The 13,526-nt window shown below is 44.0% G+C and carries 15 protein-coding genes; 6 read left to right on the top strand and 9 right to left on the bottom strand.

All coding sequences use genetic code 11. From position 1 onward, the window contains the following. Position 1: 1 nt before the first annotated feature. On the bottom strand, positions 2 to 481 hold the full coding sequence (locus C6W21_RS11490) for an Lrp/AsnC family transcriptional regulator (protein WP_106050484.1): 480 nt from the start codon (positions 479 to 481) through the stop codon (positions 2 to 4). A 145-nt stretch (positions 482 to 626) separates the two neighbouring features. On the opposite strand from C6W21_RS11490, the gene C6W21_RS11485 reads away from it, so the two are divergent. The 6 genes from C6W21_RS11485 to C6W21_RS11460 all read left to right on the top strand — a co-directional run bounded on the left by C6W21_RS11485 (position 627) and on the right by C6W21_RS11460 (position 6,726). Beyond that, positions 627 to 1,859, top strand: coding sequence for an MFS transporter (locus C6W21_RS11485; protein ID WP_106050483.1), 1,233 nt, complete (start codon positions 627 to 629; stop codon positions 1,857 to 1,859). A gap of 149 nt (positions 1,860 to 2,008) precedes the next feature. Next, positions 2,009 to 2,611, top strand: coding sequence for a type 2 periplasmic-binding domain-containing protein (locus tag C6W21_RS11480; protein WP_106050482.1), 603 nt, complete (start codon positions 2,009 to 2,011; stop codon positions 2,609 to 2,611). Between the two features lies 1 nt (position 2,612). Then, positions 2,613 to 3,320, top strand: coding sequence for a 3-((4R)-4-hydroxycyclohexa-1,5-dien-1-yl)-2-oxopropanoate isomerase (gene bacB, locus C6W21_RS11475; protein WP_106050481.1), 708 nt, complete (start codon positions 2,613 to 2,615; stop codon positions 3,318 to 3,320). After that, positions 3,317 to 4,078, top strand: a complete 762-nt coding sequence (locus C6W21_RS11470; RefSeq protein ID WP_106050480.1) for a glucose 1-dehydrogenase — start codon at positions 3,317 to 3,319, stop codon at positions 4,076 to 4,078. The genes bacB and C6W21_RS11470 overlap by 4 nt, the downstream gene beginning before the upstream one ends. A gap of 15 nt (positions 4,079 to 4,093) precedes the next feature. Then, positions 4,094 to 5,515 (top strand): alanine--anticapsin ligase, encoded by a 1,422-nt coding sequence (gene bacD / locus C6W21_RS11465; protein WP_106050479.1) that lies wholly within the window; start codon positions 4,094 to 4,096, stop codon positions 5,513 to 5,515. 17 nt (positions 5,516 to 5,532) lie between these two features. After that, the gene (locus C6W21_RS11460; protein WP_189318199.1) at positions 5,533 to 6,726 is read left to right on the top strand and encodes an aminotransferase class I/II-fold pyridoxal phosphate-dependent enzyme; all 1,194 of its coding nucleotides are present in this window, start codon (positions 5,533 to 5,535) and stop codon (positions 6,724 to 6,726) included. Between the two features lie 14 nt (positions 6,727 to 6,740). Here the strand turns inward: C6W21_RS11460 and C6W21_RS11455 are convergent, their stop codons facing one another. The 8 genes from C6W21_RS11455 to C6W21_RS11420 form a co-directional block, all read right to left on the bottom strand. Next, entirely contained in the window at positions 6,741 to 7,532 is a 792-nt protein-coding gene (locus tag C6W21_RS11455; protein WP_317615078.1) for an SDR family oxidoreductase, read from the bottom strand. Positions 7,533 to 7,635: 103 nt separating this feature from the next. Beyond that, positions 7,636 to 8,091 (bottom strand): dTDP-4-dehydrorhamnose 3,5-epimerase family protein, encoded by a 456-nt coding sequence (locus tag C6W21_RS11450; protein ID WP_106050476.1) that lies wholly within the window; start codon positions 8,089 to 8,091, stop codon positions 7,636 to 7,638. Next, a complete protein-coding gene (gene rfbD, locus C6W21_RS11445; RefSeq protein WP_106056319.1) occupies positions 8,084 to 8,938 on the bottom strand; it encodes a dTDP-4-dehydrorhamnose reductase in 855 nt (284 codons plus the stop codon). Before rfbD ends, C6W21_RS11450 begins: the two co-directional genes overlap by 8 nt. A gap of 3 nt (positions 8,939 to 8,941) precedes the next feature. Further along, the gene (rfbB, locus tag C6W21_RS11440; RefSeq protein ID WP_106050474.1) at positions 8,942 to 9,907 is read right to left on the bottom strand and encodes a dTDP-glucose 4,6-dehydratase; all 966 of its coding nucleotides are present in this window, start codon (positions 9,905 to 9,907) and stop codon (positions 8,942 to 8,944) included. Continuing rightward, complete coding sequence (locus C6W21_RS11435; protein ID WP_106056317.1) at positions 9,904 to 10,644, bottom strand: sugar phosphate nucleotidyltransferase; 741 nt, start codon at positions 10,642 to 10,644, stop codon at positions 9,904 to 9,906. Before C6W21_RS11435 ends, rfbB begins: the two co-directional genes overlap by 4 nt. A gap of 2 nt (positions 10,645 to 10,646) precedes the next feature. Further along, positions 10,647 to 11,675, bottom strand: a complete 1,029-nt coding sequence (locus C6W21_RS11430; RefSeq protein WP_106056315.1) for a PseG/SpsG family protein — start codon at positions 11,673 to 11,675, stop codon at positions 10,647 to 10,649. Next, the gene (locus C6W21_RS11425) at positions 11,672 to 12,412 is read right to left on the bottom strand and encodes a cytidylyltransferase domain-containing protein (RefSeq protein WP_106056312.1); all 741 of its coding nucleotides are present in this window, start codon (positions 12,410 to 12,412) and stop codon (positions 11,672 to 11,674) included. Before C6W21_RS11425 ends, C6W21_RS11430 begins: the two co-directional genes overlap by 4 nt. After that, entirely contained in the window at positions 12,402 to 13,526 is a 1,125-nt protein-coding gene (locus tag C6W21_RS11420) for an N-acetylneuraminate synthase family protein (protein ID WP_106056310.1), read from the bottom strand. Before C6W21_RS11420 ends, C6W21_RS11425 begins: the two co-directional genes overlap by 11 nt.

The following is a 13,526-nucleotide window of genomic DNA, read 5'->3' as shown; positions in this document are numbered from 1 at the left end:
TTTATTTCATCACGGTCATTTCTGGCTCTTCTATTTGTTTCACACGTTCCTGTACTGGATGGGAAAAGGAGTGCTCAGACAAGACGATATGAGATACGGTTTTTGTAAATCCAGACACTTCTTGAATAAAGGCTTCAATTTCTTCAAGAGAAGCGACTGACAGCTTTATGAAAAAGCAAGACTGCCCTGCCACTCGATAAGCAAAAAAGGCACGTGGATGCTGATTCATAAATGTCACAAAACGCTGATACTCCCCGTTTAACACTGTGACTTCCAGCAGGCAGTCAATCATAAGCCCTAATTTTTTATAGTTGACCTGAACCGAGTACCCTTCGATAATTCCTGCATCCTCTAATTTACGCACTCTTTCTGCTACCGCAGGTGCGGATAAATTGACTCGTTTGGACAATTCCCTCATAGACAAGCGGGCATCTTCTTTCAATTCATTTAAAATATGCACATCAACATCGGTGATTTTCATTCGCACCTCTCCTATCCAAAAATCGTTCCATTTGAAAAGTATTTTATGATAATACTTATGATTCGAAATGTAAAATAAAACTAAATAATGGTAGAATTTATTTTAACGGAATTGAATGAAAAAGCAAGTATGGAGGGATCACCTGATGAAAGAATCTTTAGACAGCAAGGCTTCTAAAACATTTCCCATCACACTTGCCATCGCACTCACACTTGGCGTCTTTGCGGCGGGATCGGAAGAACTGGTGATTTCACCACTGCTGCCTGATTTATCAAACTCCTTTCAGCACTCTCTTGATATTCTCGCTCTTTCCATCAGCATTTATGGGTTAGCTGTGCTGGTTGGAGCCCCGCTGCTTGTTCCTTTAGGGGACCGGTATTCAAGGGAACTGTGTTTGATCATTGGGCTTTCTTTCTTTTTGATTGGCACCGTGATGTGTGCGGCTGCTCCGAATTTGGCGATGTTTTTTGCCGGCCGTGCCATTTCTGGGCTGGCGACCGGTGTATTTGTGCCAACAGCCTATGCTCTAGTGGGCGACCGGGTCCCTTATGAATATCGAGGCAAAGTGATGGGGCTCATTGTGTCGAGCTGGTCTCTTTCTCTTGTCCTTGGTGTACCAATTGGCGCCTTCATCGGCCAGAGTTTAAACTGGCGCTGGACCTTTTGGATCTTCGCCATCATGAGTCTCATTGTCCTGCTGCTCGTCATCCTTGAATCACGCAAACAAACCGCCACAGCGAATACAGGAACACCTCAAGCTAGGGAGAAAACTGGCTCTTTATGGGGAGCTTTGAAAATTGATCGTGTCCCCGCCTATTTGACCGTGACATTTTGTAATATGCTAGGATTTTATGGCATGTACTCGTTCTTAGGAGCTTATTTGCAAAGTCTGTTTTCTGGAGGGCAATCGACCGCAGGGCTGCTGATCATGGCTTACGGCGTCGGCTTTTCCATGAGTGTTTTTACAGGGAAATTAGCAGACTGGTTTGGCAAAACACGTTCTCTTTTCTTTGTGATGGGCGGCATTACGCTCGTTCTCGCCTTACTTCCTTATGCACCTTTCTCATGGACATTGCTGATTTTTGCCCTATTTATTTGGGGTGCCATGCAAAGTTTATCTGTCACGCTTTTGAGCACTGTCCTAAGCGACTGCTCCCAAACCCACCGAGGCAAAGTGATGGCTTTTTACAGCCTTGCGTCCAATCTTGCCGTTATGCTCGGTTCCGCTCTTATGGGACCTGTCTATGTTCATTTCGGCTATCATACGGTAGGGCTAGTATGTGCACTCATTACGCTTGTTGGTTTTTTCATTAGCTTCGCCAGCTATAAACGTGAACGAACCTTACAGCAGAAACATAAAAACACATTTGAAACGTAAGCTCATTTCACTGCACATCTCGGTATGTGCAGTTTTTTAGATCAATTTTTAATATCATCATAAAATACATTTTTTATAAATTTTGTTGACAATTAACAATTTAATTTTTTATAATCTAGTAAAAATTTGAAAAAGATTGGATGGTAAACATGATCTTAAAGAATGATGTTTTTCATTTCAAAGAAGAGCCCATCGTTTCACCTAAGATGTTTACAGTCAATACACTAGGCCCTGAGGGGACAAGCAGTGAATATGCAGCAAAACATTTCATCTCTCATTCCACCACTATACTCGGCACCCATACGAAACTATCCCTTTACGACACATTCGAAACTTGCATTGAACATACTCTCTCTAACGCACTCCAATACACTCTCGTTCCACACGCATACGAAGGAATCAAACACTTCTACATGAGACCTGACCTGCAGCTTTTACAAATTTTCAGATGTGACACGCCCATGTATGGCTTGGCTGTCAGACCAGATTTCCCATTTCATGAACAAATGCTCCACCATTTAAAAATTGTCTCTCACCCTGCACCTGTCAATTTGATTCAATATTTCATTCATCAAAATGCTGAATTTGAGCTGGTCAATTCTACAAGTACTGCCGCACAAAAAGTAAGAGACGGCGAATTTGATTTCGCTTTAACCAATGAGGTGGCCAGAGCCACATACGGCCTCACCTTCATTCGAACGTTTAAAAGCATCCCTATGAGCTGGTCCATATTCGGAAAAGGAGAGATCTAATATGCAAACTGAACAAAAGACGCAAGAACGATATTTTCCTCAAGCCAAAAAAGTAGAATGGGAGAATGGTGTCACACAATATTCCACGGTGAGAGGCGATACGGAAGTGTTAATTTCATACGTCCCTCCTCACACGATCATAAAACCTCACGAGCATCCAGAAGCACAAATCGGCATCGTATTAAAAGGCGAGCTTCAAATGACGGTCGGCCCATCGACCCAATTGCTCACCCCTTTAGAATCAGCGTATATCGCACCACCTTTTGTCCCTCACAGCGCATCGAACCTGACAGATGAAGAAGTGATTGCTATTGATATTAAGAGATTAAAAGATGGCGAGGAATATACGGCTCCTCCTACTTATTTCTTAGACATTTTCAAAACACGGGATTTACTCCCTGGCATGGAAGTGACCTTTTTTGTTGAGGATTGGATGGAGCTCATGATTGCCAACATTCCTGGAAATGGCGGAGAAATGCCTTTTCATAAACACCGCAATGAGCAAATCGGCATTTGCATCAGTGGGGGTTACGATATGACCATTGAAGGCTTTACAGAGAAAATGGAATTTGGCACTACCTACTTCTGTGATCCAAAGGAAGATCACGGTGCGATAAATCCAAAGCCGGAAGCATCTAAGTCTATTAATCTCTTCTTCCCTCCCCGCTATAATCGATTGAAGCCAAAAGCGTCTAAGGTGAAGAAATGAACCTCGACGGAAAAGTCGTCCTGATTACAGGAGGTGCATCGGGGATTGGGCTTGCCGCAGTCAAGCTTTTCCTTGAGCACGGAGCAAAAGTAGCAGTGGCTGACATCAATGAACAGAGCGGCAAACAACTTGTCGAATCATTGTCGCACGAGCATCTTACGTTTTTCAAAACAGATATTACGAATGAATCTGACTGTCAAAAAACCGTTCAGTCCGTGCTGAATCGGTTTGGGACAATCGATGTGTTGATTAACAATGCAGGCATTGAAATTGTCTCCCCCATTCACGAGATGACACTGGAGGATTGGAACCACATTGTACAGGTCAACCTGACAGGTGTATTTCTCATGTGTAAGCATACTTTGCCGCATATGCTTGAAAAGAAAAGCGGAAGTATTATTAATACTGGATCTGTCGGTGGTCTTGTCGGCTGGCCTGACATTCCTGCCTATAACGCCACAAAGGGCGGTGTCATCCAGCTGACCAAATCTATGGCGATCGACTATGCCGCTCATCAAATCAGGGTGAATTGCATCGCCCCAGGCATTATTGATACGCCATTAAATGAAAAATCCTTTTTAGACAATCATTCAGAAAGTCTTGAGGTTGTCAAAATGGAAAAAGCAAAGGTGAACCCATTACTTCGTCTCGGAAAACCTGAAGAAATTGCGGGCGTGATGCTGTTTCTCGCATCTGATCTATCCAGTTATATGACTGGAAGTGTTGTCACAGCAGATGGTGGTTACACCGCTAGATAAAAAGGAGTGCTTTCATTGAGTAAAAAAACCGTACTTGTCATTGCTGACTTAGGAGGATGCCCGCCCCATATGTTTTACGAAAGCGTGGCGGCATCTTATCATATCGTTTCTTATATCCCGAGACCCTTTGCCATTACAAAGGGACACGCTGAGCTAATCGAAAAATACTCCATTGCGGTCATCAAAGATCGAGATTATTTTGACACAAACCCTTCTTTTGAACACCCAGATTCGATTTACTGGGCACATGATGATTATCTGAAATCCGAGGAAGAGGTGGTGGACGACCTAGTTCGCGTGACTTCCTTTTTCAAAGCGGAAGCGATCACCACCAATAATGAATTATTCATTGCACCAATGGCAAAAGCCGCTGAGCGACTTGGACTGCGCGGCGCTGGGGTAAAGGCAGCTGAATTAGCACGTGATAAAAGTCAAATGAGGGCTGCATTCAACGCGGCTGGGGTCAAAGCAGTAAAAACTCAGCCTGTCACAACTTTAGCTGATTTTCAGCAAGCCATTGAGTATATTGGGACACCGCTTATTTTAAAGCCTACATATTTAGCAAGCTCCATTGGCGTGACCCTTTTTCATGACCGAGCCGGCAGTGATGATCTCTTTTTAAACGTACAATCCTATTTGCAAACCATTCCCGTTCCAAACGCTGTGACGTATGAAGCACCGTTTGTCGCTGAAACGTACTTAGAGGGCGCTTACGAGGATTGGTATCAAGATGACGGCTATTCTGATTATGTCAGTGTAGAAGGGTTAGTTGTCGAGGGTGAATATCTCCCTTTTGTCATTCATGATAAGACCCCTCAAATCGGTTTTACAGAAACGGCTCATATCACTCCGTCGATCCTAGACAATGAAGCCCAGCAAATCATTATTGAGGCAGCAAAGAAGGCAAATGAAGGGCTAGGTCTTGAAAACTGTGCCACTCATACAGAGATCAAGCTCATGAAAAATCGAGAAACCGGACTGATCGAATCAGCAGCTAGATTTGCTGGCTGGAATATGATTCCGAATATCAAAAAGGTCTTTGGGGTGGATATGGCTAAGCTGCTCATTGATGTATTAGTCGATGGAAAACAGGCTGATCTGCCAAAAGAACTGCTTTCTGGACATACGCATTATTTAGCAGACTGTCATTTATACCCTCAGCATTTCAAAGAGAGCGGACACATTCCACCTGAGGTCACACACATCACCATTGATCATGTGCATATTCCGCAGGACACTTTAGTTGGAGATACTGTCATCATCAGTGAATCCGTCCCACCTAAAGGAACCTTTGTGGATCTATCTTTATTTGAAGCATTTAATGGCATCGTGTCTTTTGAATTAAAAGGCTCGTCTTCACAAGATGTTGCCGCATCCATCCGCAACATTCAGAAGCAGGCAGCCATTCAGTTAATGGATGAATTAGTGAAGGGATAGAAAGAGAGGGTATCGTGGTGAAGATCTTACCATCTAACATGATTGAACGACTGCCAGAACAAAAATTTGGAACCGTATTTGAGAAAATTGCGCATAAAACACAAAACGGAGCGAACATTGTGAACCTTGGTCAGGGAAATCCCGATCTTCCTACTCCTGCACATATTGTGAGTGCCCTTCAAGAGGCTGCAGGCACTTTGCAATTTCAGCAATATGCACCTTTTAGAGGTTTTGACTTTTTCAAGCAAGCCATTGCAGATTTCTACAGAAAGGAATTCGGCATTGAGGTTGACCCGCAGAAGGAGATTGCCCTTTTCAACGGGGGAAAAACAGGCCTTTATGTGATGAGTCAGTGCCTGCTTGATCCAGGGGACATTGCCCTCGTCCCCGATCCGGGATACCCAGAATATCATTCAGGTATCTTGATGGCGGACGCAAAGCCATACTGCATCCGACTTGAAGAGAAAAATGGCTATTTGCCGAATTTCTCTTCAATTGATCCAGACGTGTTAAAAAAGGCAAAGGTTCTTTTCTTAAATTATCCGAATAACCCTACAGGTGCTGTGGCAAATGAAGCATTTTTTGAAGAGGCTGCAGAATTTGCGTCTGCTCACGATCTGCATGTGATTCATGATTTTGCGTATGGTTCCTTTCATTATGAGCAAAAACCAGTGAGCTTTCTAAAGACTCCTCTTGGAAAAAGCGTAGGCGTGGAATTATATTCTTTATCCAAAACATTTAATATGGCAGGGTGGAGAGTCGCTTTTGCTGTAGGGAATGAGGACATCATTCATGCCATAAACGCCTTCCAGGATCATGTGTTTGTCAGTATGTATGGCGGATTTCAGCAAGCCGCCACCACCGCCTTACAAAGTGATGACTGTCATATTCAATCATTGAAAGAAGTCTACCTTGAACGAATGAATTTCTTCATCCGCCAAGCGGAGAAGCAGCTTGGATGGACCATTGAACGTCCAGCCGGCGCCTTTTATTTGTGGGCGCCGATCCCTGGTGATTTTGAGGATTCTCATGCATTTGCCGACTATTTACTCGAGCATGCAGATGTCGTCGTGACGCCTGGGAGTGTGTTTGGAGCACAAGGAAGACGTCATGTCCGCATCTCAATGGTGGCTCCAATTGAACAGCTTGCCCTTTTTATCGACCGGCTCCACATACTGCCGATTCGCTTTCATCAAAAAACCCGCATATAGCGGGTTTTTCATATTTATATACTTTTCATCGAACCACCATCGACAGATATTTGCTGTCCGGTGAGATAGGAGGCTTCCTCTGATGCGATAAAAGCGGCCAATGAAGCCATTTCACTCGCTGAACCTACTCTTTGCATCGGGATTCCTGACGCAACAGCCTGTACAGCTTCTTCCCGTGATAATGCCTGTTTAGCCATCATGTTTCCGATAAATTGTTCATACCGATCTGTAGCAATAAATCCTGGGTTTAAGCAATTCACTGTGATCCCTGAAGGCGCAAGCTGTGTGGCTGCATTTTTACTAGCATTGATAATCGCTGCATTCATCATACTGTTCGTAAACATTTGATCACCAGGTTCCTTCCAAAGGTTTCCGACAATTTGAATGATCCGCCCATATTCATGTCTTTTCATCATCGCTGCCGCGCGTTTCATCGTATCAATGTACGCAATGGCTTTCTGAGAAAATGCTGCCAGCATCTGCTCACTTTCACATGATTCAAAAGTATCTGGCTTCCCTCCTGGAATGTTATTAATCAACACATCTAGTCTGCCAAACTCTTTTTCTATTGCCGCAAAGGCCTCAGCCCGCACTCCTTCATGCGACATATCGCCACAGAAAAGAGACACCGGCTCCTTTGTTTCTGCCATACGCCCAATGTACTGCTGCGCATCTTCTAGTGAGGATTGATTTCTAGAATTGATGATGACCTTTACATGGTCCTGGGCGGCAAGTTTTATGGCGATTGCCTTTCCAATCCCTGTACTTGCCCCTGTTACAAATGCAATTCTTTTAGACAAACTCATCCACATCCCTTTTCTACTCAACTTAGTAAAAATACATAAAATGACACATATTGAATGTATTTCAACAAAAAAAGACCTTTCTCCTGCGAAAGGCCTCTGTTCTTTATTTAAATGTCGTTTCCCAATCAAATCCGATCGTCTCGTCATTCCAAGCGATTCTCTTTTCATCTGGGTTTTTCGGGTCATACGATTCTGTCGTGAAATACACAATTTGCAGTGGCGTCTCGCCTAGTACTCGGTATCCATGTGCGACACCCTTTGGGATGAGGAGCAGCATTGGATTGTCTTCTCCCATATAATACACGTCGGTTTGACCATTTGTAGGAGAATCCTCACGTAAATCGTATAAAACGACTTGGGCATGACCTGCTGGGAAAAACCAAACGTCGTCTTGCTTTTCATGATAATGAAAGGCTTTAATCACTCCTGGAAAGCTTTTCGACCACGATGCCTGCCCAAAGCGTTTCAACATTGGCTCATCATCTCGAATGAGCTCTGCAAAAAAGCCGCGATCATCACAATGTTTCATGAGTTTTTTCGTTTGTACACCATCAATCATGCTGATGCCATCTCCCTTCTTTCTGCAAATATTCGTGAAGTGCATCCTTCCAATGTCTTGGCTGCCAGCCTGTGGCTTCAATCGCTTGAAGGTCTAACACTGAATAGGCTGGACGAGGCGTTTGGAAGCCGTACTCTTCCGTGGAAATTGGCTCAATGGTCGTAGACAGGCCGCTTTTCGCGACAATTTCTGACGCAAAGTCAAACCAGGAACAGCTGTCTCGGTTACTGACATGATAAATACCTGCTTTTTGATCAAACAAATGAATGATTGCCTCTGCGACATCCTTTGTATAAGTAGGTGATCCTACTTGATCGTTCACGATGCGCAAATGACCCTTTGTTTCTGCGAGCCGAAGAATGGTATTCACAAAGTTATGTCCCTCATGTCCGTATAGCCACGATGTACGGATGATTTTCATTTCGTCTGACACGAGATGAATCAATTCCTCACCAAGCTTTTTACTTTTTCCATAAATGGTTTGAGGATCTGCTGGTGCATCGACTTGGTAAGGGCTGTTTGCTTGCCCATCAAACACATAATCTGTACTGACATGTAACACATCAGCCCCTATGTTCTTTGCTTCCAGCGCTGTATAGTAGGCGCCAATGCCATTGACAAGATACGCCTTTTCCGTTTCTGTTTCACATTGATCAACAGATGTATATGCTGCTGCACTGACAACAATATCAGGCAGAAAGTGTCTCATCGCGTGTCTGACTGCTTGCTGGTCTGCGATATTGAGCATACTCCTCGTTAAGGCTATGACGGTTTTGTCTTTTTCCTTGAGCTGTCTGCTCAATTCTTTCCCTAGTTGCCCGCCTGCACCGGTGATTAAAACTTTCATCCGTCACCCTTCTTCGCTCTGATCATATTTGGCACAATACCAATTGATCGTTTTTTCAATACCTGCTTCAAATGACGTCTCCTGCGTCCAGCCGAGCTCCCGTTTTAGCTTACTGGCGTCAATAGCATACCGTCTGTCATGCCCTTTTCGATCTTCAACAAACGCAATACGGTCATGACTGATCCCGAGCTGCGTCAGAATGGTTTTGGTCAAATCGAGATTCGTTTTCTCGTTGCCGCCTCCAATATTGTACACCTCACCAGCTGATCCGTTTTCAAGGACCTGCTTTACAGCTCTCGCATGATCCTCTACATACAGCCAATCGCGAATCTGCTGGCCGTCTCCATAAATCGGGATCTTTTCTCCATTGATCGCTTTTCTAATAATAGTCGGTATTAATTTTTCTTCATGCTGATACGGTCCGTAGTTGTTGCTGCATCGTGTGATCATTGCGGGTAATTGGTGAGTGTGGATATAAGATTTCACAAGCAGGTCTGAACTCGCCTTACTTGCTGAATAAGGATTATTCGGTGAAAGTGGTGTTTGTTCTGTGAAAGCCGGATCATCCAGCTCCAAATCTCCATATACTTCGTCTGTTGAAATATGAATAAGTTTTTTCGCCTTTCCTTTTAAGACTGCCTCCAGCATACGATAGGTGCCGAGCACATTGGTTTGAATAAAGGGCTCAGCCGATTCAATACTGCGATCAACATGGGATTCCGCTGCAAAATGAATGATGGCATCATAGACCTCATCAAATGCTTGATCCAACTCGTGCTGAAGGGTGATATCCCCTTGAATAAAACGAAAATGAGACAGCTTTAATAATTCATCCATCTCTTCTGGATGACTGGCATATGTCAACTTGTCAAAAACAGTAAGCCGGACATCGGTTTCCTGAAGCAGCAGCTTCACAAAATTCAGTCCAATAAATCCCGCTCCTCCTGTAATTAAATAAGACTTCGTCATTCGTATCCCTCTTTTTTCTTCATCGTTTCAAACATTTTCGTAGATGCTTGGTGGAGAGATTCATGTGTTCCTGCATCAATCCACCATCCTTTTAACATATCATAAGTCAGCTGGCTATTTGAGATATAGAGATTGTTTACATCTGTAATCTCTAATTCGCCTCGATCTGACGGCGAGATTTTCTCAATATATTGAAAGACTTCTTGATCATAAAAATAGATGCCCGTGACGCAGTAGGATGAACGCGGATGCTCCGGTTTTTCCTCAATTGATAAAATCCGGTGGTGGACGTCATCAATTTCTGCAATGCCAAACCGCTTTGGATCTGCCACTTCTTTCAACAGAACCTTCGCTCCGCTTTCCTGCTGCTGAAAGGCTTCAACAAAAGGGGTTAGCGAATCCTCAAACACATTATCACCAAGCATCAACACAAACTTCTCCCCTTCTACAAAGGGCTTTGCATAGGATAAACCGTCCGAAATCCCAGATGCTTCAGGCTGGACCTGATACACAATGTTCATCCCAAGTCCCTGATCGCTCTCAAGCAATTTTTGAAACAGCGGGATTTGTTCTTCTTGTGAAATCAGCATCACATCTAAAATACCTGCTTCTTTCATTTTGAACAATGACCAATAAATCATCGGGTATGGACCAACCGGCAATAAATGTTTGTTGAAAATCTTAGTTATAGGTGCCAGTCGCGATCCTTTACCTCCTGCTAAAATAACTCCCTTCACATCTACACATCCTTATGTTCTTTTTGGTGATGGTTCATGAGGTGTATAAGAATGTTTTTCACTCGTTCGGTTCCTTTTCCATCAATGAGTGTCCGTCCATTGAGATGGATGCTCCTGCGGAGAAAGTAGCTGCCGGACAGCCTTTCAACAGCACGCAATATATCTTTTTCATCCACATGATCACCTAATCCAAGGTGTAGACAGGCTCCCTTTTGCGCGAAATTACTGGCTGTAACTGCTTGATGGTCTACTTGAGAAAGTACAATGCTGGGCACCCCGATACAAACCGCCTCATATAACGTCATGCCTCCTGCAACAATAGCCAAATCAGCTTCCCATAGACGGGCAGGTAATTGATGTGTATGGCGAATGAATTGAATATGTTCAGCCTCTACTTGTGCTTTGATATGAGCGGCTTTTCCTGTAACCGCTAGAATGTGTAAATGATTTGCTGTGAGGAGTGCTGATACAGCCTTTGATAACAATCCGCGCGGATCACTGCCCCCAAGGCTGATCACCACCCTTTTGCAATCTTTTCGAACCTCATATGTGTCTTTTAATCTGCTGATCTCGTGATCTAACAATAAATAAGGTGTTCCATAAAAATAGTCCGTTCCATTTACTTGCAGGTGCTTTTCATCCAAACCACCATAAATGCCGTTTACGACCGCATCAGCAAGCTGGCAGGCTTCTGCTCTTTCTTCTTCAAATAAGACCAGCCTTGCAGAGCCGGAGGACGCTTTGATCGCTCGAAGGAACTGGAGGTCACAATCAAGCACATCAATCAGCAGAAGATCAGGATTAAGCTCTTTGATGTCTTGCTCCATTTGAAGAAACACGTTTGGTTCCTGCACTAAATGAACATGCCAAGCTGGATGCGAGAGCATTTCTACACAAATCTGTTCATTTGTATAAAAATATAAGTCGTTTCCTTCTTGAATCAGTTCCTTTGCCAGCCGTTTCATTCTGACGACATGCCCCATCCCTCTTAAAAAACCACCGTACACAACAATCATGATTTTTTTATTCATTCAGCATCCTTCTGTCTCACAAATTGATTCAACCGAACAATTTCAGGGTCTTGTTCACAAATGACGATAAGCTCAGCCGTAGGCACAGTATTAGATCCACCGGCTTTCTCAAGTAAACGGGTAGCAAATACATAATCTTCTTCTGTATCAATCGTGAATCGATAAGCAGGATATGCGAGTTCTTTGGGCGGTGTGAATAATTGCAGTTGAAATCGCTCAGGATGCTTTCGGATATACAGCGTGACATGCTCACGCTCCGGCTGCGTAAGGGGAAAATTGTCGATTTCACGTAAAATGGATGCGTCGATCATTTCCCCAGAAATACCGAGTGGCGTTCCAGTCGTATACGTATAATCAGCCTTCTTCTGTCCATGTTCTTCAAGCATTTTCGACAAAAGCGCTGGATCTATAAATGGATTATCTCCTGTTAAACGGACAATGGTTTGCGGTTCAAAATGACGGACAATCTGCGCAAATCGCTGCAGTACATCTATCTCACTGCCGCGAAATACCTTATAGCCCTTTGATAAACAATATTGAGCCAACAGATCATCCTCTGCCTCGACTGTTGTGGCAATCATGAGGTTCTGGGTTTTGTGATTGTAATGATCTGATTGCTTTACACGTTCAACGATGAAATCGACCAGTGCCATACCGCCGATCGGTTTCATCACCTTTTTTGGCAGTCTTGTTGAGCCCATTCTAGCCTGTATGACAAAGAGCACATCATTGCTCATGCTCGGACTCCTGCATGAGCACATCTTTCCACGAAACGCCTGTATGGGCTTGAATATCTCTGACAGCCTTGGTGCCAATTAAAATCTCCATATATCGCGGATGCAGTCCTTGTCTTTTTTGTCCTGGACGTAACACGGCTAGATTTTCTTCAGTCAAAGTCTCGCCCTTTGCAATACCTTTTGTTGTAAAAATCCCTCGATACGCAAATTCACGAATCTGCCCTTCAATGGCTGTTGTCGTTTTATAAGAACTGCCAAGGAGCTCCTCTGACACAGAATGAGCGTCTGCTTCTGATTGATTTCGGTCCTTTTCCGCCGCTCGAATATGCTGAACCATTTCCTTTAATTCTTCTGGATCGAGCGCAAAGGAATGATCGGCCCCAGGCAGCGACTTATCTACAGTAAAATGCTTTTCAATCATGGCTGCCCCAAGCTTCACAGCGGCAACAGGAGCTTCAGTTGGGTGCTCACTATGATCTGAAAAGCCAATGACTGCCTCAGGAAAAGCCGCGGCTAAGGTTTGAAGCACACGAAGATTCGTGTAAGCTCTAGGTGCTGGATACTTTGCTACGCAATGCATAATGGCGACCTGATCGTTTTGCTCGCTTGTAATCGCCTCATATGCTTCATGAACATCGGCAATAGTTGCCCCGGCTGTTGAGAAAATGATGGGCTTTTGAAAAGAAGCCGTGTGACGCAAAAGAGGCAAATGATTGATTTCATAGGATGCCAGTTTGAAAGCTGGCGGATCGGTTTGATTCAATAAATCCGCAGATTCTTCGTCACACACTGTGCTTAAAAACATCAGCCCTTTTTCCTCACAGCGCGTCAATAAAGCTGGCAGCCATTCTGGCGGCAGCTCCATTTGTTCGACTAAGGAAAAAATGGATACCTCTTCTCCCTTGGCTGTTTCGTACAAACCCGGTTCCTTTTGATACATCCGATCAGCTTGAAACATCTGAAACTTCACCGCATCGGCACCTGCTTCTTTTGCCACATCAATTAAAGCAAGCGCCTGATCCAGCTTTCCATCATGGTTAATGCCTGCCTCTGCAATGATAAAGACAGGCGCACCACCCCCCACTTTGCGATCTCCAATATAGAAATGAGCCAT

Origin of the sequence: Bacillus sp. NMCN1 (assembly GCF_002998085.1) — a bacterium.
Taxonomy (GTDB): domain Bacteria; phylum Bacillota; class Bacilli; order Bacillales; family Bacillaceae; genus Bacillus.
Note: the sequence above shows the minus strand (reverse complement) of the source record. Positions and strands in the feature narration are given on the sequence as shown.

Coding starts and splice junctions, on each gene's coding strand:
- C6W21_RS11470 (WP_106050480.1), top strand. CDS start 3,317: ATGAACCTCGACGGAAAAGTCGTCCTGATTACAGGAGGTGCATCGGGG.
- C6W21_RS11450 (WP_106050476.1), bottom strand. CDS start 8,091: ATGATTGATGGTGTACAAACGAAAAAACTCATGAAACATTGTGATGAT.
- C6W21_RS11425 (WP_106056312.1), bottom strand. CDS start 12,412: ATGAGCAATGATGTGCTCTTTGTCATACAGGCTAGAATGGGCTCAACA.
- bacB (WP_106050481.1), top strand. CDS start 2,613: ATGCAAACTGAACAAAAGACGCAAGAACGATATTTTCCTCAAGCCAAA.
- C6W21_RS11420 (WP_106056310.1), bottom strand. CDS start 13,526: ATGGCTCATTTCTATATTGGAGATCGCAAAGTGGGGGGTGGTGCGCCT.
- C6W21_RS11455 (WP_317615078.1), bottom strand. CDS start 7,532: ATGAGTTTGTCTAAAAGAATTGCATTTGTAACAGGGGCAAGTACAGGG.
- C6W21_RS11480 (WP_106050482.1), top strand. CDS start 2,009: ATGATCTTAAAGAATGATGTTTTTCATTTCAAAGAAGAGCCCATCGTT.
- C6W21_RS11430 (WP_106056315.1), bottom strand. CDS start 11,675: ATGAATAAAAAAATCATGATTGTTGTGTACGGTGGTTTTTTAAGAGGG.
- rfbB (WP_106050474.1), bottom strand. CDS start 9,907: ATGACGAAGTCTTATTTAATTACAGGAGGAGCGGGATTTATTGGACTG.
- C6W21_RS11490 (WP_106050484.1), bottom strand. CDS start 481: ATGAAAATCACCGATGTTGATGTGCATATTTTAAATGAATTGAAAGAA.
- C6W21_RS11485 (WP_106050483.1), top strand. CDS start 627: ATGAAAGAATCTTTAGACAGCAAGGCTTCTAAAACATTTCCCATCACA.
- rfbD (WP_106056319.1), bottom strand. CDS start 8,938: ATGAAAGTTTTAATCACCGGTGCAGGCGGGCAACTAGGGAAAGAATTG.